Raw genomic sequence first — 20,534 nt, 5'->3', positions numbered from 1 at the left:
TCGCCCCCGCCCGTCGGCGCGGCCGGTGGGAGGATCGGCGCATGGGCAAGGTATATCCGGAGATCGATGGTCGACTGCGTGACTTCATCGTCGCCCAGCCGCTCTTCTTCGTGGCGACCGCGCCGTCCGGCGTCGAGGGTCACGTCAACGTGTCGCCGAAGGGCATGCGGGGCACGTTCGTGATCCTCGGCCCGCACCGGGTGGCCTACCTCGACTATCACGGCAGTGGGGCGGAGACCATCGCCCACCTGCGGGACAACGGCCGGATCACGCTGATGTTCTGTGCCTTCGACGGGCCGCCGAAGATCGTCCGGCTGCACGGGCGGGGCACCAGCGTGGCGGTGACCGAGGATGCCTTCGCCGATCGGCTCGCCGAGTTTCCCGCACCACCGGACGTGCACGCCGTCCGCGCGGTGATCACGGTCGAGGTGGAGCGGGTCAGCGACTCCTGCGGTTACGCGGTGCCACTCATGGACTTCCGCGCCGAACGCGACCTGTTACTCACCTCACACTCCCGCCGCAGCGCCGACGACCTGGTGGAATACCGGGCCACGAAGAACGCGGCGAGCATCGATGGGCTGCCGGTCTTCTGACTCGTCGGGGCGCTCCGGCCGACGCTGTCGTACGCCGTCGCCCACCTGCACTGTCCGATGCGCGACGGCGCAGACGTACATAACCAGCGTCCACGCGCCGTGATGCGTTACGTTGCTGGTCCCCTGGGGTACAAGTCGGAGCACGGCGGGGGAGATCAACGGTCGCGGGGTACGGCCGGAGCGGAGGCTGCATGAGCTCGGCCCAGGGGGGCGCGGACATCGGGCATCCTGCCGTGTCCGGTCGCGGGACGCCCCCGATGCTGGCAGCCGCGTTCGCGGCCGGCGGTGAGATGGGCGAGCGGCTGGCCCGCTTCGACTGGTCCTCCGGCCCACTGGGCGAGCCGGAGCAGTGGCCCTCGGCGCTCTGCAACGCGGTCGGCATGATGCTCGCCTCCAGCGCGCCGATCGTCATGTTCTACGGCGACGAGCAGTTCGCCTTCTACAACGACGCCTACCGGCCGACCATCGGCAGCAAGCACCCGGACGTGCTCGGCCAACCGGCCCGCGCGCACTGGGCGGAGACCTGGTCGGTGCTCGGCCCGCTGCTCGACGGCGTCCGGCGCACCGGCCGCTCCTACCGTGGCGAGGACCACCCCTTCCTGCTGGACCGGCACGGCTTCGTCGAGCAGACCTACTTCAACGTCTCGTACGACCCGATCCGGGGCGAGGACGGCTCGGTCAGTGGCGTCTACTGCATCGTCAACGAGACCACCGGTCGGGTGCTCGGTGAGCGCCGGCTGCGGGCGCTTGCCGAGCTGGGTGCCGAGCTGAACGACATCGGCAGCGCCGACGAGCTGGGCCGGACCGCCGCCGAGGTGCTCGGCCGGCACCGGGCGGACGTGCCGTTCGCCCTGATCTACCTGGCCGACGAGAGCGGCCAACTCACTTTGGTCGGGTCCACCGGCACCACCGGGCCCGTCGCCGGCGTCACGTTGCAGTTGCTGGCCCGGGTGACCGTCGACGGCACGCCGGCCACGGTCGAGGTGGCCAATCTGCTCGACCCGCCGACGCCGGCCGACGCCGCCGACCAGGCCCTCGTGCTGCCGCTCACGGCGACCAATCAGACGGTCGGCGCGCTGGTCGTCGGCGTGGCCCGCCAACTGCCGCTCGGCGACGACTACCGCAACTTCCTCGACCTGGTCGCCGCCCAGATCTCCCGGGCGGTCGCCACGCAGCGGGCGTACGAGCAGGAACGGGCCCGCGCTGTCGAGTTGGCCGCGCTGGACCGGGCGAAGACCAATTTCTTCGCCAACGTCAGCCACGAGTTCCGCACCCCGCTGACCCTGGTGCTCGGCCCGCTGGAGGACATGCTGGCCGACCCGGAGCTGCCCGCCGCCGAGACCGACCGGCTGACCATGATGCACCGCAACGCGCTGCGGCTGCTCAAGCTGGTCAACACCGTGCTGGACTTCTCCCGGCTGGAGTCCGGTCGGCTCGACGCTCGCTTCCAGCCCACCGACCTCGCCGGCTACACGGCCCGACTAGCCAGCACCTTCCGCTCGGCCACCGACCGGGCCGGGTTGCGCTTGGTGGTGGACTGCCCACCGCTGCCCGCGCCGGTCCTCGTCGACCGGGACATGTGGGAGAAGATCGTCCTCAACCTGGTGTCGAACGCGGTCAAGTTCACCTTCGACGGCGAGATCCGGGTGCGGGTCCGGGCCGTGGACGGCGCGGCCCGGTTGGAGGTCACGGACACCGGCATCGGCATCGTGCCGGACGAGCTGCCGCACGTCTTCGAACGGTTCCACCGGGTGACCGGGGTGCGTGCCCGCACCCACGAGGGCACCGGGATCGGCCTGGCGCTGGTCCGGGAGCTGGTCGAGATGCACGGCGGCGAGGTCGGGCTGACCAGCCAGGTCGACGAGGGCAGCACCTTCACGGTGACCGTTCCGTTCGGGTCGGCACACCTGCCCGCGGACCGGGTGGCGGCGTTCGGGCCGTTGCCCGCCGGCGAGCCCGAGCAGGCCCGGCTCTACGTGGCGGAGACCGCGCTGTGGACCGGTGTCGCGCCGGCGTCGGCGTTCGACAGTCGACCGACGGAAGGGAACCCGGCCGGTCGGATCCTGGTCGTCGACGACAACGTGGACCTGCGTGAGCACGTCACCCGGCTGCTCGCCCCCACCTGGGAGGTGGTCACCGCCGGCGATGGGCTGGCTGCCCTGCCGCTGGCCCGCGAGGGCGGCTTCGACCTGGTGCTCGCCGACGTGATGATGCCCCGACTGGACGGGTTCGGGCTGGTGAGCGCATTGCGCGCGGACCCGCGTACCCGGCATGTGCCGATCGTGTTGCTCTCCGCCCGGGCCGGCTCGGCGGAGGCCGTCGCCGGTCTCTCCGTCGGTGCCGACGACTACCTCACGAAGCCGTTCACCGGCCAGGAGTTGATCGCCCGGGTTCGGGCCAACGTCGAGCTGGGCCAGCTCCGGGGGCAGATCATCCGCCGGCTCCGGGCGCTGGCCGACGCGGCGGTGGCCGTGAACACCGCCCGGTCCACCGGCGACGTGCTCCAGGTCGCCGCCCAGCACGCGCTCAGCCTCGCCGAGGCGGCCCGGGTGGTGGTCACCGCGACCGCGATCCGCTCCGAGGCGGATACCGGCGGCGCCACCGCCGCCGAGCCGTCCTTCGTGGTCGAGCTGACCGGCACCACCGGCGAGCCGCTCGGCGAGCTGCGGGTCTGGCGGCCGGCCGGCGACGACGCGCAGGCCGACGAGGCCGCGTTGACCCAACTGGCCCGGCTGGTCGGGGTACGCCTGGAGAACGCCCAGCTCTACGAAACCGAACACCGCATCGCCACCACGTTGCAGCACAGCCTGCTGCCCCGGTCGCTGCCCCAGCTGCCCGGAGCGGTGGTGGCCAGTCGATACCTGCCCGGTAGCGCGGACGTCGAGGTCGGCGGTGACTGGTACGACGCGATCGCCCTGGAGGACGGTGACCTGGTGCTGGTCATCGGCGACGTGGTCGGCAAGGGTGTCCAGGCCGCCGCGGCGATGGGGCAACTGCGCAACGCTCTGCGGGCCTACCTGCTGGAGGGGTACGACCCGGGCGAGTCACTGACCCGGCTCAACCGGTTGGTCGGCTTCACCGAGCGGCGCTCCTTCGCGACGGTGGTCTGTCTGCTGTTCAATCCGCGCACCGGCCGTCTGCGGTACGCGAGCGCCGGCCACCCGTCCCCGCTGCTGATCACCGGAGTCGAGGTGGCGTTCCTGCACGACCGGGCACTCGGCCCACCGGTCGGCGCCATCCCGGATGCGACGTACGAGGCGATCGAGGGTGAGTTGGCCCCCGGGGGTCGACTGCTGCTCTACACCGATGGGCTGATCGAGGACCGTCAGCTTGGCATCGATGCCGCGCTGGCCCAGCTGCGCGCCGACGCGGCGGCCCCCAGCGAGCACGTGGCCGACCTGATCGACGCGGTGGTCGAGCGGGTCGGCGGTCGGCCGCGCCGCGACGACGTGGCGGTCCTCGCCCTGGAGGCGGTGGAGCTGAACCGTTTCACGCTACGGCTACCGGCGGACCCGACCCGGCTCAGCGTGCTGCGTAAGCGCTTGGAGGACTTCCTGGTCGCGCACGAGGTCGGCGAGACGGACGTCTTCGACCTGACCGTCGCGATCTCCGAGGCCGCCGCGAACGCCATCGAGCATCCGGTGAACCCCGCCGAGGCCGTGATCAGCGTGGAGGTGACCATCGACGACCGGACGGTGACGGCCACGGTGCGCGACAGCGGGCAGTGGCGTGAGTCGACCGGCTCCGGATTCCGGGGCCGGGGCCTGGCCCTGATCAAGGCGCTGGGCGAGCTGTCGGTTCGGCGTACCGATGAGGGCACCGAGGTGACGCTGCGCCGGCAGCTACAGGGCTGACCGTGCGCCCGGCGGCCTCAGGCTGGGTCGAGCCAGCTCTGCTCGCCGAGGCCGGAGATCTCCAGCACACGGCGGACCTGCCGGGACGGACGAACGGTGAGGGTGCCCGGAAACTGCTGGGCAAGCCGGACCAGGGCGTGGATGGCGGCCGAGTCGAAGAAGGTGACCGCGCTCAGGTCGAGGGTGATCTGCCCGGCGGGCTCGCGTAGCGCCGTCTGGAGCATGGTGTCCGCGGTCGCCATGTCGACCTCACCGGCCACCACCACGTGGAGGTGGTCACCGTTGATCTCCGCGCTGGCGGAGAAGACGGGCGGTGCTCCCCCTTGATCCACGCAGACACCATGGCACAGCCGCCCTGGCAGGGCAACAACCTCCTCCGGGCGGCCGTGGCGCGGGTCACCAGCGGCCCCGGCGATAGGCTTGTGGCATGACCGTCCGCCCGCCGCTGACACCAGGCACGCTCTCCCCGATGCGACCGGTGCCATCCCAGATCGCCCGCCCGGAGTACGTCGGCAAGACGCGCCCAACGGAGTGGCGCGGCTCGCACGTGCAGACGCCGGAGACCATCGAGAAGATGCGGATCGCCAGCCGGCTCGCCGCCCAGGCGACCCAGTTGGCCGGCGAGCACTGCAAGCCCGGCGTGACCACCGACGAGATCGACAAGGTGGTGCACGAGTTCCTCTGCGACCACGGCGCGTACCCGTCGACGTTGGGCTACAAGGGCTACCCGAAGTCCTGCTGCACCAGCCTCAACGAGGTCATCTGCCACGGCATCCCGGATTCCACGGTCCTGACCGACGGCGACATCATCAACGTCGACGTCACCGCGTACATCGGTGGGGTGCACGGTGACACCGATGCCACCTTCTGCGTCGGCGAGGTCAGCGAAGAGGCCCGGCTGCTTGTCGAGCGGACCCACGAGGCGATGATGCGCGGCATCCGCGCGGTCAAACCGGGCCGCCAGATCAACGTGGTGGGCCGGGTCATCGAGTCGTACGCCAAGCGGTTCGGCTACGGCGTGGTCCGCGACTTCACCGGCCACGGCATCGGCGAGTCCTTCCACAGCGGCCTCTACGTGCCGCACTACGACAGCCCGCGCCCCACGGACATCATGGAGCCGGGAATGACGTTCACCATCGAGCCGATGATCACGCTCGGCACCTACCAGTACGACATGTGGGACGACGGGTGGACCGTGGTCACCAAAGACCGGAAGTGGACGGCGCAGTTCGAGCACACCATCGTGGTGACCGACGACGGCCACGAGATCCTGACCCTTCCGTGAGCGCGAGGAACGCAGCGAAGCGGAGTCCCGCAGTCGCGAACGAAGGACAGACGCCGTGAGCGCGAGGAACGCAGCGAAGCGGAGTCCCGCAGTCGCGAACGAAGGGCAGGCGCCGTGACCGACACCCCAGCGGCACTGCGTGAGGCGCACCACGCGGACGTCTCCGGTGGCTGGCTGCGCCCCGCCGTCTTCGGCGCGATGGACGGCCTGGTCACCAACATCGCCCTGATCGCCGGTGTCGGCGGCGGCGGGGTGTCGCCCCGCAGCATCGTGCTCACCGGCACCGCCGGCCTCGTGGCCGGCGCGATCTCGATGGGGCTCGGCGAGTACACGAGCGTGCGCTCCGCCAACGAGCAGGTCGCCGCCGAGGTGGCCAAGGAGCGCCGGGAGCTGGAACGGCACCCCGAGGCGGAGGCCCGCGAGCTGGCCGACGCGTGGGTGGCCCGGGGCCTGCCCCGGGATCTCGCCACCCAGGTCGCCGAGGCGGTGCGGCGCGACCCGGAGGAGGCGCTGCGGGTGCACGTCCGCGAGGAGCTGGGCGTCGACCCCGACGACCAGCCCAGCCCGTGGGCCGCCGCGATCTCGTCGTTCCTGTTCTTCTCGATCGGCGCGTTGGTCCCGCTGCTGCCCTACCTGCTCGGTGCCACCGACCTGTGGCTGGCGCTCGCCGTCGGTGGGCTCGGGCTGTTCGCCGCCGGCGCCGTGGTGGCCCGCTTCACCCAGCGGCCCTGGTGGACCAGCGGTCTGCGTCAGCTGCTGCTGGGTGCCGCTGCGGCCGGCGCCACCTACCTGATCGGCTCGCTGATCGGCGTACCGGGCGGGCTGTGACGCGCCTTCAGGCGGTGAGCAGCTCGTCGACCGTGCCGTCGACCGCACGACCACGGGCGGCCAGCTCCTCGGCCTGCCGGGCCAGCACCACACCCACCTCGGTCATGTCCGCGCCGGCCAACCCGGTGCGGCGCACCGCGTCGCCCGGGTCGCGGAAGTAGGTGCGGCTCAGCAGACCCGTCACCGTGGCCGCCGCCAGCCGGGCCTCACCGAGCATCAGCAGCGCCTGATCGGTTTCGTACCACTCGGCGAGCCGGGCGGCCCGGGAGTGCGCCGCGCTGCCCCGGTACCAGGCCTGCCGGGCCGCAGTGCTGAACTCCGCCGGCCGAGCCCGAGCCAGCCGGCCGAGATGCTCGTCGCGCAGCGTCCGTAACCAGCCCGTCGGATCGTGCAACGGCTGCGTGGTGACGTACCGATCGGCGGTCAGCGGCCAGAGCGGGGAGAGCACCCGAGCCTGGGCCAGGTAGTCGTCGGCGGCGGCCACGGTCAGATCGACGAGCACCCCGTCGACCCGTCGGGTCGCGGGCGGCGGGCCGGACCCGGGCCGGTAGGTGACCACAAGCATCCCCGCCTCGTGGTCCCCACCACCGTCGTCGTCACCGTGCGCCAAGGGGCCGTGCACCGCGACCGCGAGCACATCGGCCGGGAACCGCCGCCGGACCGCCTCGGCGACCCGCTCCGCGACCGTCCACCGTCGATCGTCGAGGCCCCGGTCGACACCGGCCTTTTCGCTCACGGGGTCACCTTCTGTTCGCGACTGCGGGGCTCGCAACCCCGGCTCACTCCTCGCGCTCACGGGGTCACCTTCTGTTCGCGACTGCGGAGCGTCAGCCTAGCCAGCCGGTGGCGGGCCGGCGGGTGCGCCGCGCCCGGTCGGCGCCAGCCGGAAGATGTGGATCTCCCGGCCGCCGGCCCGCTGCACGTACGTGCGGTACGCGGGCCACTCGGTGACCAGCAGCTGCCACAACCGGTCCCGTTCGGCGCCGGACGCCAGCTCGGCCCGCACCGCGATCCGCCGGCCCTTCACGTCCACCTCGGCGGCGGGATCGGTGAGAAGGTTCATCGCCCAACCCGGGTGGTGGGTCTGCCCCCAGTTCGAGCCGATCACCACGTACGCGTCGCCGTCGGGCACGTAGACCAGCGGATTGCTGCGGGGCTTGCCGGAGCGGCGGCCGGTCGTGGTGATCACCAGGGACGGGATCAGGCCGAGCGCGACCACCCGACCCCGGGTGAGGCGACCGACCACCCGATCGGCGGGGACCAACAGGCGTGCGGTCGCGCCGAACCAGCGATGATGGCCGAGCCGACGGGTGAGAGTTCCCAGCACTGACACGCCGATCAGTCTGCCGGCTGCCGGGCCCCGGCGGCACCCCTGCGCGGTCCCCTTTCGATCGCCCGGGGCGATCAGTCAGTCCAGCCGCCGTTCGATCGGCAGCCGGGCGCGGGTGAACAGGCCCGCCCCGAGCATCGCCACCACCGGCACCAGCACCAGGACCCCGAGCGCGGGCCACGGCACCAGGAACGGGTACGCGTCGGGTACCGGCCAGTCGTCGGCGTACTGCCGGTTCACCGAGACCAGCACGATCGCGGCGGTGCCGAGCCCGGCCACGATGCCGAGCACCGAACCGAGACCGGCGATGACCCCGGCCTGGCAGATCGCCAGCAGCCGGCGTACCGCGGGTGCCGCGCCGACCGCCGCGAGGGTGGTCAGCTCGGCACGCCCCTCGGCAGCGGCGAGCGCGGTGGCGATCGAGGCCGCCCCCACCGTGATCAGCCCGGCCGCCGCCGCGAGCAGCAGCAGCAGCGGTGAGACGTCGCGATGGGCGGCGCCAAACTCCACGCTCAGCGAGAGCGTGCCGTAGGGCCGCAGGGCAGCGGAGAACCGCGCCTGTTGCTCCTCGTCCGGCGGTGTCGTGGTGCCGATCACCCAGCCAGCAGGCGACCAGTTCAGGCCGAGTTGTCGGGCCGCGCCGGTGGAGAGCAGCAGACGGGACGCCCCGGTCGACCGGGGCAGCGCGTACCCCGGAAGGTCGCGGGCGGTGGTCGGCAGTTCCGTTCTGGCGTCCATCTTCCTGACGCGTACGGTCACCAGGCCGTCGTGCAGGTAGCGCGGGTCGGTCACCACCACGCCACCGGCGCGCAGCACCGCCGTGGCGGCGGTGGTCGTCGCCGGGTCCGCGCCGGTGAGCAGGGGGAGTGCGGTCCCGTCGTCCACCCCGGGCTCCACGTAGCCGCCCATGTAGTCCGCAGCGCGGAGTTGGCACCGCGGGTCGGCGCGGGCCTGCTGGCGCTGCGCCAAGGGGAGTTGGTCGCCGGGCTGCCAGGGGCAGGCCCGTGCCAGCGGGAGCACTGGCGCGATGTCGCAGTAGCCGGCGGCCGCCGTCGGGCAGCTCGGCGTCAGCACCGGGGCGACCGCGCTGGCGCCGAGCTGATTCCTGGCCGCGTCGGTGACCTGGGCCAGCGTGGGCCAGCCGGCCGACTCGATCGGGTTGACCATCACGTGGCCGGTCGGCAGCGCCGGTCGGTAGGCGCGCGCGTCACGAGCGCCGTCGCTGGCCAGGTATCCGCCGAGCGCCACGCTGCTGGCGACGGCGGCCATCACGGCGCAGATGGCCGGTGCCGCGGCGGCCCGGTTGCGGCTGGCATCGCGCAGCGCGATCCGTGGTGCCAGCGGCAACACCCGGCCGAGGCGGGCGAGCGCACCGAGCAGCGTGGGCGTGCAGCAGACCAGGCCCAACTCGCCGAGGATCAGCCCGGTGAGGATCACCGCCGGGGAGGTCTGGGTGGCTCCGAACGCCGCCAGCCCCGCCCCGCCGACCACAAGCGTCAGCCCGAGGGCCAACCATCGGCCGCGGGACCTCGTCGGGGTACGTCGACCGGCGAGCCCGGCGCTGACGTCCTGCCGGGCCGCGGTCCAGGCCGGCGCCAGCGCGGCGAGCACCCCGGCCAGCACCGCGACGCCGCCGAGCAGCACCAGCGCGGTCGGCCAGCAGCGATAGCCGCCGAAGCGGGCGCTGAAGACGTACTGCTCCATCAGCGGGCGACCGGCGAACGCCGCGCTGACGCCGACCAGCAGGCCGGCGGTGGCCCCCAGCACACCCAGCACCACACCGTCGGCCAGTACGACCCGGCGAAGCTGCGCGGCGTCGCCGCCCGCCACCGCGACCAGCGCCAGATCCCGTCGGCGGCGGCGAACGCCGACGGCGAAGGCCGGCCCGACCAGCAGGACGACCTCCAGCAGCCCGAGCCCGGCGATCAGGACGCCGGTGCCCAGGTCGTTGGCGCTGCTGCCCATGACCGACCCGAGCCACGTCCGGTCCGCTCCGGACGCCGAGCCGATCGGGTGTCGCGCGGTGACCACCACCCCGCGGTCGTTGAGCCGGGACACCAGCGCGGCGTCGACGGTGCCCGGCACGTCCGCCAGCCAGACGCCGTCCGGCTCCGGGCCGGTCGATGGCACGGCCCCCGGGTGCAGCGCCACGACCGGCCCGAGATCATCGGGAAACTCGACCACCCCCACCACGGTGTACGCCCTGCTCCCGTCGGCGGCGGCCACGGCGTGGCCGAGGCGCAGGTCCAGGCGACGCAGCGCCGCCGGACTGACCGCGACCTCGCCGGGCTGCTGCGGCGCCCGCCCGGCCCGGAACCGCACCAGCCCGCGCGCCAACGGGTCGTTGAGGTCCAGCACCCGCCCGTTCACGACCTCGTCGCGGTGCGGGCCGCGCAGTGTGAGGGGGACGCGCGGGCGCACCTCGGTGACCCGACTGCCGGGCCCGAGCAGTGCGGTCACCTGAGCCGCGGTGACCTTCGCAGGGGGCTCACCGTCATGGGTGTACCAGCCCTCACCCCACTCGTCCTGTCCCACCGGGGCGTCGGCGATCCACTGCAACTGCGCGTCGGCCACGCCGAGCCGGCGGTCGACACGTTCCTGCGGCGTCAGCTCGGCCATGTCGTAGCTCACCGCCAGGAAGGCCAGCACCGCCACCGGCATGGCGATCATCGCGAGCACCAGGACAGTCCGTCGCCGGGACCGCCGTGACTCCCGCCGGGCGATGCGCAGTGCCGCCCGCCAGGAGCCGGTCAGCTCGGCGAACCTCCGCCGGCCGACCGGCGCGCTCGGCTGCGCCGGGGCGAGTTCGACCCGACCGGGGGCCCGGATCGGACGGCGGACGGTCACCGGTCGCTGCCGGACAGCAACTGCTCGGCGCTGCCCAGCGGTGCCGTGGTGTCGACCAGGACCCCATCGCGGAGGAAGACCACCCGGTCGGCCCAGCCGGCGTGCCGTGCCTCATGTGTGACCAGCACCCCGGCGGCACCCGCGTCGATCCGGCGGCGCAGCAGGTGCAGCACCGCCTCACCGGTCTGGGAGTCCAGTGCCCCGGTGGGCTCGTCGGCGAGTACCAGCCGGCGCTCGCCGACCAGCGCGCGGGCGATGGCCACCCGCTGCTGCTGCCCGCCGGAGAGCTGGTCCGGAAAGCGGTCACCCAGCGCGGGTAGGCCCACCTCGGTGAGCGCGGCCATGGCCAGCGCGCGGGCCTGCCGGCCGCTGGTCCCGTCCAGCTCCAACGGGAGCGCCACGTTCTCCAGCGCGCTCAGACTGCCCAGCAGGTTGAGCTGCTGAAAGATGTAGCCGATCCGGCGGCGGCGCAGCTGGGCCAACCCGCGACGGTCCAACGCCCCCAGCGGTTGTCCCTCGACCCGGACCTCCCCGCCGGACGGGCGGTCCAGCCCACCGGCGAGGGCCAGCAAGGTCGACTTGCCGGAGCCGGACGGCCCCATCACGGCGACCAACTCGCCGGGTCGGACGACCAGGCTGACGCCGCGCAGCGCGTGCACCGCCGCCGGCCCGGCGCCGTGGGTACGGTGGACGGCGCGTAGCTCCAGCACCGCGTCGTCCGCCCCGCTCACCGTCGCGCCTCCTCGCCGGCCCATCGAGCCGCGTCCCGCGCGTCGGCGTCACCAGCTCGGGGAGCGGGAGGAGGCGCCGGGCCGCTGGGCTGATGTCGCACCAGACTCGTCTCGCAGTGGTCCAGCCAGCGCACCTCCGCCTCGGCCTGGAACACCATCGAGTCCAGCACGAGCCGCCAGGGTAGGTCCTCCGGCCGCTCGCTGCCGTACTTCAACCGGGTCAGCTCCTGCAGGGCCCGCATCGTCGCGCTGCGCTGTGCCTGCACCACCGCGCGAACGTCGACTCCGGGGGTGGTCAACGCCAGCGCCAGCTTGATCGCCAGCTCGTCGCGGGGGCGGTCGGTACGGCTGATCGGGGTGGCGAACCACAGCGCCAGGTCCGCCCGCCCGGCGTCGGTGATCTCGTACGGGCGCTGCCCGGCCTCGCTCTCCGGCAGCGGGCGTACCAGACCGTCGCGTTCCAGCCGGGACAGGGTGGTGTAGACCTGCCCGATGTTCAGCGGCCACGTCGAGCCGGTCGACTCCTCGAACGCGGCGCGCAGCTGGTAGCCGTACATCTGACCGCGTTCGAGCAGGGCGAGCAACCCGTGACGGATGGACATGGCAACGGAGTATGCATACCTGGTATGCGTACCGCAACCGGAGCGGACCGGTTCAGGTCGGTCGACCGGGAAACGGGACAGTCAGCGGGGTCACCCCGGCGGTCTTGCGCCACCGGGTGGCCCGCACGGCGTACTCGACCAGGGCGGCCAGCGCCTGGTCCCGCTCGCTGCCGGTGGTGGACGCCAGCGCCGCCCGCCAGTGCGCCGCCGTGCGCTCCTCCACCTCGGCGGCGAGCCGCAGAGCGCTGGCCCGGTCGGTGACCGGGTACGGCAGCGCGTACCCGGCGCGGTCCGGCGGCACGACCCCGCCGGCCGTGGTGAGCTGCACCACCAACGCGTCGCGTCGGCGTCGATGCGCGGCTTCCGCCTGGTGTGCCGCGTCCCGCGCCGCTCCAGTGAGCCGGACACCGATGCGTCCGTAGGCGTAGATGGCCGCGTACTCGGCGGACAGGACGGAGGTGAGCGCCTCCCCGGCGGACGGTTGCCTCACTTCAGTGCCTCCTGGTGGGTGGCCCGGGCGGCGACGATCGACCCGAGCAGTGCCGCTCGTTCCGCGGGCGCCGCGGCGCAGGCGGCGGTGGCGGACTGCTGGGCGGTCTTCTCCAGTGCCCGCAGGGCGGCGAGCGCGCCGGCCGGATTGGCCGCCGGTGCTGTGGTCGGGGCAGCGGGGGCCGTCGACGGCAGGGCGACGCCGAGCACCCGGGCCAGCTCGCGGGCGTGCGCGGTGTGCGCCTCGGCGATCGGGTTGAGTCGGGCGGCCAGCTCGGGATGCGCGGTCGCGCTCGACTGGTAGGCGGCGGCCAGCGTGAGTGACTCGTCCACCATCGGCCGCAACGGGTCGGGCGGCGGCGGTGGTTGATCGTCGCGGTCGAAAAGATCACAGCCGGTTAGCGGTGTCACGGCGCCGCCGAGCACCAACAGCGCCCCGGCGCGCAGGAGTTTTCGCCGGGAATGCCCGGATGCCTGGTCGCGCTGCGTCGTTTTGCCCATCCCCACCGGGCAAGTCAACACCATCCGCGTCGGTCCGGGGGGCACCGGCGTCGGTGCGCCGCCCGGTCCGCCGCCGGGCAGGCGCGTTACGCTCTGCGCAACCACCGGCGTGTCTACTCCGGTGGCGTGCCGGCATGGGCGGGACGACCGGCGCCGTCGACCAGGGAGAGGGTGCGGAGATGACGCAGCGTGGCCGTGCCACCAAGCCAACGGGTCGACCCCGCGATAGCGCGGGTCCCCGGGGCGGTGACCTCGCCGCGCGGCGTACCCGACTGCGGGCCGTGATCGAGCCGGTGGTCAACGACGCCGGCTACGACCTGGAGGACCTGTCGGTCTCCCGGGCCGGGCGCCGACACGTGGTGCGAGTGATGGTGGACACCGACGGCGGGATCGACCTGGACGCCGTCGCGGACGTCTCCCGCGCGGTCTCGGCCGCGCTGGACGCCGCAGAGGAGACCGGTGGCGACATCGTCGCCGGCGAGTACCAGCTGGAGGTCAGCTCTCCCGGCGTCGACCGGCCCCTCACCCTGCCCCGCCACTGGCGGCGCAACGTGGGACGACTGGTCAAGGTCACCGCCCGCGGCGCGACCGCGCCGGGCGAGCAGCCCGCCGGCGACCGTCAGCTGACCGGCCGGGTGGTCGCGGCCGACGACGAGGGCGTGCACCTGGAGACCGACGACGGCCGTACCGCCTGGGCGTACGCCCAACTGGGCCCCGGCCGCGTGCAGGTCGAGTTCACCCGGCTCGCCGAGCTTGGTGAGCCGGACGAAGAATTCGACGACGCGGACGATTCCGACGAGCTCGACGATGCAGACGACATCGACGACGAAGATGATGTGGAGGACGAGGAGAGGTGAACATCGACCTCGCGGCGCTGCGCGCACTCGAGCGCGAGCGGGAGATCCCGTTCGACACGATTCTCGCGGCGATCGAGACCGCGTTGCTGACCGCCTACCGGCACACCGACGGGGCCGAACCGCACGCCCGGGTGGAGATCGACCGTAGGTCGGGCGCTGCCCTGGTGTACGCGCAGGAGATGGATTCCGACGGCAGCCTGGTGCGGGAGTGGGACGACACCCCGCACGACTTCGGCCGGATCGCCGCCATGACCGCCAAGCAGGTGATCCTCCAGCGACTGCGGGAGGCCACCGACGAGGTGCACTTCGGTGAGTACGTGGGCCGCGAGGGTGACCTCGTCACCGGCGTGGTGCAGGCGCACGAGACGCGTACCGAGAAGGGCATCGTCAGCGTCGACCTGGGCAAGCTGGAGGGCGTGCTGCCGCAGTCCGAGCAGGTGCCCGGCGAGCGGTACGCGCACGGCGAGCGGGTCCGCTGCGTCGTGGTGCACGTGGCCAAGGGCATGCGCGGGCCGCAGATCACCCTGTCCCGGTCGCACCCGGCGCTGGTCAAGAAGCTCTTCGCGCTGGAGGTGCCGGAGATCGCCGACGGCACCGTGGAGATCGGCGCGATCGCCCGTGAAGCAGGTCATCGCACGAAGATCGCCGTCCGCTCCACCACCCCAGGGGTCAACCCCAAGGGCGCCTGCATCGGCCCGATGGGCCAGCGGGTGCGGGCCGTGATGAGTGAGCTGCACGGTGAGAAGATCGACATCATCGACTGGTCGGACGACCCGGCCACCTTCGTCGGCAACGCGTTGTCGCCGGCCAAGGCGCTGCGGGTCGAGGTGGTCGACCTGGCGAATCGGGCCGCACGGGTGACCGTTCCCGATTTCCAGCTCTCGCTCGCCATCGGCCGGGAGGGGCAGAATGCCCGACTCGCGGCCCGATTGACCGGTTGGCGGATCGACATTCGGTCCGATGCGGAGCAGGCCGCCCCGGCCGCGCGTGGAGTAACTGATCACGTGCGGGAGCCGGGCAGCGCGATCTCGGGTAGCTAGGGGTAGACTTCCTCCAGTGGTACGACGCGCGCATCCGGAGCGCACCTGTGTGGGTTGCCGGAAACGTGCGCCGGCCAGCGAATTGCTGCGGATCGTCGCGGTCAGGGACGAGGCTGGTCACAGCCTCCGGCCTGATCCGCTCCGCAGGCTGCCGGGTCGGGGAGCGAACATGCACCCGGATCCGGCCTGCTTCGCGCTGGCGGTGCGGCGCCGCGCCTTCGGGCGTGCGCTGCGAATCACCGAGGTCCTTGACCACGGTGCGCTGGCCGAGCACGTCGATGCGCCAACCACTACGTCCGGTCATCCCGACCGGGCGAGGGTCGCTAGCAGGGTAGGACGACCGACATGAGCACACGATGAAGTCCCTGAAATGACCAGGCTTCAAGTGCACGAGTGAGGTCGCTGCGGGTGCTGCCCGCACGACCTCGGAGTGAGGAGTGCAGTGGCAGGCAAGGCCCGCGTACACGAGCTTGCAAAAGAGCTCGGGGTCGAGAGTAAGACCGTTCTCGCCAAGCTGAAGGAAATGGGCGAGTTCGTGAAGTCCGCGTCCAGCACCGTCGAGGCGCCCGTCGCCCGGCGGCTGCGTAACGCATTCGTCGCGTCCGCCGGTGCTCCGGCTCCGGCCGCGGCTCCGTCGGCGCCCGCGTCGACGCCGGCTTCAAACCCGACCCCGACGACGACCCCGACCCCGGGCGCTCCCCGGGTCTCGGCCAAGCCGATGCCGCCTCGGCGGCCGGCCGCGCCGGCACCCGGTCCGAAGCCCAAGGGTCCGGTTCCCGGTGCGCCGCAGTCGGCGGCCCCGGTCGCCAAGCCGGCGAGTGCCCACGACATCGAGGTGGCGGCCGCGGAGGCGCGTGCCGCCGCGCTGAAGGCTGAGCAGGAGGCCGCGGTCAAGGCCGCGCAGGCCGCCCGCCAGCAGCAGCGGGACAACCCCGTTCGCCGGGAGCCTCCGGCCGACGGCGGTAACCGTCCCGGCCCTCGGCCCGGTCCTGCGGCGATGCCGCCCCGTCCCGGTTCGCCGGCAGCTCGTCCGAGCACGCCGGCTCCTGGTCCGGGTGCCCGGCCCGGCGGTCGTCCGCCGGCGCGTGGTGCCGGTAACAACCCGTTCGGCATCCAGGGTGGCCAGCAGCAGCGGCCCCCGGCCGCCGGTGCAGGTGGCCCTCGGCCCAACACCCCGGCGGGCATGCCGCCGCGGCCGAGCCCGAACTCCATGCCGCCGCGGCCCAGCCCGGCGTCCATGCCGAGCCAGCGTCCGGCTGCCGGTCGCCCCGGTCCCGGTGGCGCTGGTCGTCCCGGTGGCGGCGCAGGCCGTCCCGGCGGCGGTGGCGGTGGCGGCTTCCGTGGCGGTCCCGGCGGTGGCGCCGGTGGCGGCGGCGGTTACCGCGGCGGCCCTGGTGGCGGCGCGGGTGCCGGCGGTGGCGGTGGCTACCGTGGCGGTCCCGGTGGCGGTGGCGGTGCTCCCGGTGGCGGTTTCCGTCCGGGTGCTCCGGCCGGCGGCGGCGGTCGTCCGGGTGCCGGCGGTCGTGGCCGTGGCGGCGGCGCCGCGGGTGCCTTCGGGCGTCCGGGTGGTCGGCCGACGCGCGGTCGCAAGTCCAAGAAGCAGCGCAGACAGGAGTTCGACAACCTGTCGGCTCCGACCATGAGCTCGGGTGCTCCCCGGGGCCAGGGTCAGGTCGTCCGGCTCTCCCGTGGCGCCTCGCTGTCGGACTTCGCCGACAAGATCAACGCCAACCCGGGTTCGCTGGTCCAGGAGATGTTCAACCTGGGCGAGATGGTCACCGCGACCCAGTCCTGCTCTGACGACACCCTGCAGCTGCTGGGTGAGCACCTGGGCTTCGATATCCAGATCGTCAGCCCGGAGGACGAGGACCGCGAGCTGCTCGCGCAGTTCAACATCGACCTCGACGCGGAGGTGGCCGAGGAGCGTCTGGTCAGCCGTGCGCCGGTGGTGACCGTCATGGGTCACGTCGACCACGGTAAGACCAAGCTGCTCGACGCGATCCGTAAGGCGAACGTCGTGGCCGGTGAGGCGGGTGGCATCACCCAGCACATCGGTGCGTACCAGGTGCACGTTCCGCACGATGGTGTGGACCGCGCGGTGACCTTCATCGACACCCCCGGTCACGAGGCGTTCACCGCCATGCGTGCCCGTGGCGCCCAGGTGACGGACATCGTGATCCTGGTGGTCGCGGCCGACGACGGCGTGATGCCGCAGACCATCGAGGCGTTGAACCACGCCAAGGCGGCCGACGTGCCGATCGTGGTCGCGGTCAACAAGGTCGACAAGCCGGATGCCAACCCGGACAAGGTCCGCCAGCAGCTGACCGAGTACGGCCTGGTCGCCGAGGAGTACGGCGGCGAGACCATGTTCGTCAACGTGGCAGCCAAGCCCGGCATCGGCATCGAGGAACTGCTCGAGGCCGTCCTGCTGACCGCCGACGCGTCGCTGGAGCTGACCGCTCCGATCGACGGGCCGGCGCAGGGTGTGGCCATCGAGGCGCACCTGGACAAGGGCCGCGGTGCGGTGGCGACGGTGCTGGTGCAGAAGGGCACCCTGCGGGCGGGCGACTCGATCGTCGCCGGTGGGGCGCACGGCCGGGTCCGGGCCATGCTCGACGAGAACGGCAACCAGCTCTCCGAGGCTGGGCCGGCACGTCCGGTCATGGTGCTGGGTCTGACCGCGCCGCCCGGTGCGGGTGACACGTTCCTCGCCGCGGCGGACGACCGCACGGTGCGGCAGATCGCCGAGCAGCGGCAGGCGCGGCGGCGGGCGGCGGCATTCGCCAACTCCCGTGGTCGGGCCACCCTTGAGACGCTCATGGAGCAGCTCAAGGAGGGCGAGAAGACCTCGCTCAACCTCATCCTCAAGGGCGATGTCTCCGGTTCGGTGGAGGCCCTGGAGGACGCGCTGTTCAACCTCGACATCCCCGAGGAGGTCCAGCTCAAGGTCCTCGACCGGGGCGTCGGCGCGATCACCGAGAGCAACGTCATGCTCGCGAGCGCCTCGTCCGAGCCGGTCACGATCATCGGCTTCAACGTGCGGGCCTCGAACAAGGTCCGTGAGATGGCCGACCGCGAGGGCGTGGAGATCCGGTACTACACCGTCATCTACCAGGCCATCGAGGAGATCGAGGCAGCGCTCAAGGGCCTGCTCAAGCCGGAGTACGAGGAGGCCGAGCTGGGCACCGCGGAGATCCGCGATGTCTTCCGCTCGTCCAAGATCGGCAACATCTCCGGTTGCATCGTCCGGTCGGGCATCCTCCGACGCAACGCGAAGGCTCGACTGCTTCGGGACGGGACGGTCGTGGCGGACAACCTCACGATCACCTCGCTCAAGCGGTTCAAGGACGACGCCACCGAGGTCCGCGAGGGCTTCGAGTGTGGTCTGACCCTGGGTGGTTACAACAACGTCCAGGTCGGCGACGTCATCGAGACCTTCGAGATGCGGGAGAAGGTTCGCGCCTGATCCGGCAGTGACACGCTGATCAAGGGGTTTACGCCGACTGGCGTAAACCCCTTGATCATGCGGGGCGGGTTGGCGGTATCGTCCGGGGCGATGTTCACCGGAACCGCGGTCTTCGACCTGCTGCTGCCGGGCGACTCCAGGTCGCTCAAAGCCAAGAGATCATATGTACGGCCGATCGTGGCGGCCCTGCGCCGCTTCGAGGTATCGGCCGCCGAGGTGGGTGCGCTCGACCTGCATGGTCGAGCGCAGCTCGCGGTGGCCGTGGTGGCCGCCGAGACGGCGCACGTCCGCGAGGTGCTCGACTCCTGTGAGCGCCTGGTGGCCGGTCGCCCCGAGGTCGAGTTGCTGTCGGTGCGACGCCGGCTCTACGGCGTGGACGACGACTGACCATGGTGTCGGTTGTGCCGGGCGACCGGTGCGGCCGCGAAGGTAATGTTCGAGATGTTGGCCGGTCGGCCGGCGGCCTGGAGGCCGCCGGGTCGACCGGGAGCAGGACGCCGTGGAGGTGGCGAGATGTCTGATCCGGCCAAGGTACGCCGGCACGCGGAACGGGTGCGTGAGCTGGTCGCGTCGGTGGTGCGGAGCCAGATCAAGGACCCGCGGCTCGGGATGATCACCATCACCGATGCCCGGATTACCGCTGACCTGCGCGAAGCGACGGTCTTCTACACGGTGCTCGGTGACGCGGTGGCCCAGGCGGACACCGCTGCGGCGCTGGAGAGCGCCAAGGGGCTGCTGCGCAGCACGGTCGGCAAGGCGCTCGGGCTGCGCCACTCGCCGACCCTCACGTTCGTCCTCGACGACGTGCAGGACCAGGTCAAGCACATCGACGACCTGCTCGCCGCCGCCCGTAACGCCGACGCCGAGGTGCAGCGGCTCGCCGCCCAGGCGAAGTACGCGGGCGAAGCCCAGCCGTACCGGGTGGACGACGAGACGGATGAGGCGGACGAGGCGGACGAGGCCTCCGACGTCAAGGAGACCCCGCGGGGTGGGGAAACGCGGTGACCAGCACCGCCAGCGCCCCGCCCGCCGGGGCAGCCCGTCTCGGCCCCACCGAGGCGGCCTGGGCCGCAGCCGAGGCGTTGGTGCGGGCTGTCCCGCCGACCGGCCGGGTGCTGCTGATCTGCCACATCAACCCGGACGGCGACGCGCTGGGCAGCATGCTCGGCTTCGGTCTGGGCCTGCGGCAGTTCGGCGTACGCGACGTGCAGGCGACCTTTCCCGGGCCGCCGGAGGTGCCGGAGCCGTTGCGTGGGCTGCCCGGGCTTGAGCTGTTGGTCCCGGCGGACGCCGCGGACCCGGCACCGGACCTGGTGATCTGCTTCGACGCGGCGAGCGAGTCGCGCCTCGGCGAGCTGGCCGGGCGGTTGGCGTCGGCGGGTGCGGCGCTGGTGCTCGACCATCACGCCTCCAACCCCGGTTTCGGCACGGTCAACCTGGTCGACCCGGGTGCCGCGGCCACGTCGGTCGTGGCCGAAGAGTTGTTGGCCCGGCTCGGGGTCGTGGTGGATCCGGCGATCGCCGAGTGTCTCTACACGGCCCTGACCACGGACACCGGCTCGTTCCGGTTCGAGGCGACCACCCCTGCGGTGCATCAGCTGGCCGCCCGGTTGCTGGCGACCGGCATCTCGCCCGGTGACATCTCCCGGCGGGTCTTCGACACCCGGCCCTTCGGCGCGGTCCGCCTCTTCGGTGAGGTGCTCGGCCGGGCCCGGTTGGAGCCGGCCGCCGCCGGGGGGCGAGGGCTGGTCTGGACCTTCGCCACGCTGGACGACCTGGCCCGGCACGATCAGCGGCCGTACGTGTTGGAGGCCCTTATCGACTCGGTGCGCTGCACCGCTGAGGCGGATGTGAGCTGCGTGCTGAAGCAGACCAAGCCCGCCGAGTGGGCGGTGTCGATGCGCAGCAAGGGTGCGGTGGACGTGAGTCGGGTCGCGGTCGCGCTGGGCGGTGGTGGGCACACGTTCGCGGCCGGGTTCACCGGTCGGGGCACCGTCGAGCAGGTGGTCGAGTCGATCTGCGGTCAGCTGGACGCCGCGCTGATCGACTGACGCTGTTCTTCGTCCGTCATCGATCGCTCGGTCCGGAAGATCAGGGTCAGCTCCGGGGAG

At 72.5% G+C, this 20,534-nt stretch carries 19 protein-coding genes; 11 read left to right on the top strand and 8 right to left on the bottom strand.

Annotated features, from left to right (window positions below; genetic code table 11):
- The first annotated feature begins 41 nt into the window (after window positions 1-41).
- The gene (locus IF46_RS0117860) at window positions 42-593 is read left to right on the top strand and encodes a pyridoxamine 5'-phosphate oxidase family protein (RefSeq protein ID WP_030489496.1); all 552 of its coding nucleotides are present in this window, start codon (window positions 42-44) and stop codon (window positions 591-593) included.
- 191 nt (window positions 594-784) lie between these two features.
- Window positions 785-4,447, top strand: coding sequence for a SpoIIE family protein phosphatase (locus IF46_RS0117855; RefSeq protein WP_030489495.1), 3,663 nt, complete (start codon window positions 785-787; stop codon window positions 4,445-4,447).
- A gap of 17 nt (window positions 4,448-4,464) precedes the next feature.
- Here the strand turns inward: IF46_RS0117855 and IF46_RS0117850 are convergent, their stop codons facing one another.
- Window positions 4,465-4,779, bottom strand: a complete 315-nt coding sequence (locus tag IF46_RS0117850; protein ID WP_198041463.1) for an STAS domain-containing protein — start codon at window positions 4,777-4,779, stop codon at window positions 4,465-4,467.
- Window positions 4,780-4,874: 95 nt separating this feature from the next.
- Between IF46_RS0117850 and map the strand changes: the two genes are divergently transcribed.
- Window positions 4,875-5,732 carry a type I methionyl aminopeptidase gene (map, locus tag IF46_RS0117845; RefSeq protein ID WP_030489493.1) on the top strand — a complete coding sequence of 286 codons (858 nt, stop codon included), beginning with the start codon at window positions 4,875-4,877 and terminating at the stop codon, window positions 5,730-5,732.
- A 114-nt stretch (window positions 5,733-5,846) separates the two neighbouring features.
- Window positions 5,847-6,560, top strand: a complete 714-nt coding sequence (locus IF46_RS0117840; RefSeq protein ID WP_030489492.1) for a VIT1/CCC1 transporter family protein — start codon at window positions 5,847-5,849, stop codon at window positions 6,558-6,560.
- 7 nt (window positions 6,561-6,567) lie between these two features.
- On the opposite strand, the gene IF46_RS0117835 is transcribed toward IF46_RS0117840, so the two are convergent.
- The 7 genes from IF46_RS0117835 to IF46_RS0117805 all read right to left on the bottom strand — a co-directional run bounded on the left by IF46_RS0117835 (window position 6,568) and on the right by IF46_RS0117805 (window position 13,060).
- Entirely contained in the window at window positions 6,568-7,296 is a 729-nt protein-coding gene (locus IF46_RS0117835; protein ID WP_030489491.1) for a hypothetical protein, read from the bottom strand.
- Between the two features lie 96 nt (window positions 7,297-7,392).
- The gene (locus IF46_RS0117830) at window positions 7,393-7,893 is read right to left on the bottom strand and encodes a nitroreductase/quinone reductase family protein (RefSeq protein ID WP_030489490.1); all 501 of its coding nucleotides are present in this window, start codon (window positions 7,891-7,893) and stop codon (window positions 7,393-7,395) included.
- Window positions 7,894-7,968: 75 nt separating this feature from the next.
- Window positions 7,969-10,737, bottom strand: a complete 2,769-nt coding sequence (locus IF46_RS0117825; RefSeq protein ID WP_030489489.1) for an FtsX-like permease family protein — start codon at window positions 10,735-10,737, stop codon at window positions 7,969-7,971.
- Complete coding sequence (locus IF46_RS0117820; RefSeq protein ID WP_051723985.1) at window positions 10,734-11,492, bottom strand: ABC transporter ATP-binding protein; 759 nt, start codon at window positions 11,490-11,492, stop codon at window positions 10,734-10,736. Before IF46_RS0117820 ends, IF46_RS0117825 begins: the two co-directional genes overlap by 4 nt.
- Window positions 11,465-12,070 carry a PadR family transcriptional regulator gene (locus tag IF46_RS0117815; protein ID WP_030489487.1) on the bottom strand — a complete coding sequence of 202 codons (606 nt, stop codon included), beginning with the start codon at window positions 12,068-12,070 and terminating at the stop codon, window positions 11,465-11,467. Before IF46_RS0117815 ends, IF46_RS0117820 begins: the two co-directional genes overlap by 28 nt.
- Window positions 12,071-12,122: 52 nt before the next feature.
- Window positions 12,123-12,560: a ferritin-like domain-containing protein gene (locus IF46_RS0117810; RefSeq protein ID WP_030489486.1), complete on the bottom strand. Its 438-nt coding sequence runs from the start codon at window positions 12,558-12,560 to the stop codon at window positions 12,123-12,125.
- Window positions 12,557-13,060 carry a hypothetical protein gene (locus tag IF46_RS0117805; RefSeq protein WP_051723984.1) on the bottom strand — a complete coding sequence of 168 codons (504 nt, stop codon included), beginning with the start codon at window positions 13,058-13,060 and terminating at the stop codon, window positions 12,557-12,559. Before IF46_RS0117805 ends, IF46_RS0117810 begins: the two co-directional genes overlap by 4 nt.
- Before the next feature lie 179 nt (window positions 13,061-13,239).
- On the opposite strand from IF46_RS0117805, the gene rimP reads away from it, so the two are divergent.
- The 7 genes from rimP to IF46_RS0117775 all read left to right on the top strand — a co-directional run bounded on the left by rimP (window position 13,240) and on the right by IF46_RS0117775 (window position 20,474).
- Window positions 13,240-13,917: a ribosome maturation factor RimP gene (gene rimP / locus IF46_RS0117800; RefSeq protein ID WP_030489484.1), complete on the top strand. Its 678-nt coding sequence runs from the start codon at window positions 13,240-13,242 to the stop codon at window positions 13,915-13,917.
- Window positions 13,914-14,957 carry a transcription termination factor NusA gene (nusA, locus tag IF46_RS0117795; protein WP_030489483.1) on the top strand — a complete coding sequence of 348 codons (1,044 nt, stop codon included), beginning with the start codon at window positions 13,914-13,916 and terminating at the stop codon, window positions 14,955-14,957. Before rimP ends, nusA begins: the two co-directional genes overlap by 4 nt.
- Before the next feature lie 16 nt (window positions 14,958-14,973).
- Window positions 14,974-15,306 carry a YlxR family protein gene (locus tag IF46_RS33835; RefSeq protein WP_084597946.1) on the top strand — a complete coding sequence of 111 codons (333 nt, stop codon included), beginning with the start codon at window positions 14,974-14,976 and terminating at the stop codon, window positions 15,304-15,306.
- A 93-nt stretch (window positions 15,307-15,399) separates the two neighbouring features.
- Window positions 15,400-18,423 carry a translation initiation factor IF-2 gene (gene infB / locus IF46_RS0117790; RefSeq protein ID WP_030489482.1) on the top strand — a complete coding sequence of 1,008 codons (3,024 nt, stop codon included), beginning with the start codon at window positions 15,400-15,402 and terminating at the stop codon, window positions 18,421-18,423.
- A gap of 90 nt (window positions 18,424-18,513) precedes the next feature.
- Window positions 18,514-18,810, top strand: coding sequence for a DUF503 domain-containing protein (locus IF46_RS0117785; RefSeq protein WP_030489481.1), 297 nt, complete (start codon window positions 18,514-18,516; stop codon window positions 18,808-18,810).
- 126 nt (window positions 18,811-18,936) lie between these two features.
- Window positions 18,937-19,428: a 30S ribosome-binding factor RbfA gene (gene rbfA, locus IF46_RS0117780; protein WP_030489480.1), complete on the top strand. Its 492-nt coding sequence runs from the start codon at window positions 18,937-18,939 to the stop codon at window positions 19,426-19,428.
- The gene (locus IF46_RS0117775; RefSeq protein WP_030489479.1) at window positions 19,425-20,474 is read left to right on the top strand and encodes a DHH family phosphoesterase; all 1,050 of its coding nucleotides are present in this window, start codon (window positions 19,425-19,427) and stop codon (window positions 20,472-20,474) included. Before rbfA ends, IF46_RS0117775 begins: the two co-directional genes overlap by 4 nt.
- Window positions 20,475-20,534: the final 60 nt, after the last annotated feature.

It is taken from the genome of Micromonospora chokoriensis (assembly GCF_000718555.1).
Lineage (GTDB): Bacteria > Actinomycetota > Actinomycetes > Mycobacteriales > Micromonosporaceae > Micromonospora > Micromonospora chokoriensis_B.
Note: the sequence above shows the minus strand (reverse complement) of the source record. Positions and strands in the feature narration are given on the sequence as shown.

Coding starts and splice junctions, on each gene's coding strand:
- IF46_RS0117860 (WP_030489496.1), top strand. CDS start 42: ATGGGCAAGGTATATCCGGAGATCGATGGTCGACTGCGTGACTTCATC.
- IF46_RS0117855 (WP_030489495.1), top strand. CDS start 785: ATGAGCTCGGCCCAGGGGGGCGCGGACATCGGGCATCCTGCCGTGTCC.
- map (WP_030489493.1), top strand. CDS start 4,875: ATGACCGTCCGCCCGCCGCTGACACCAGGCACGCTCTCCCCGATGCGA.
- IF46_RS0117820 (WP_051723985.1), bottom strand. CDS start 11,492: ATGGGCCGGCGAGGAGGCGCGACGGTGAGCGGGGCGGACGACGCGGTG.
- IF46_RS0117815 (WP_030489487.1), bottom strand. CDS start 12,070: ATGTCCATCCGTCACGGGTTGCTCGCCCTGCTCGAACGCGGTCAGATG.
- IF46_RS0117805 (WP_051723984.1), bottom strand. CDS start 13,060: ATGGGCAAAACGACGCAGCGCGACCAGGCATCCGGGCATTCCCGGCGA.
- rimP (WP_030489484.1), top strand. CDS start 13,240: ATGACGCAGCGTGGCCGTGCCACCAAGCCAACGGGTCGACCCCGCGAT.
- IF46_RS0117785 (WP_030489481.1), top strand. CDS start 18,514: ATGTTCACCGGAACCGCGGTCTTCGACCTGCTGCTGCCGGGCGACTCC.
- rbfA (WP_030489480.1), top strand. CDS start 18,937: ATGTCTGATCCGGCCAAGGTACGCCGGCACGCGGAACGGGTGCGTGAG.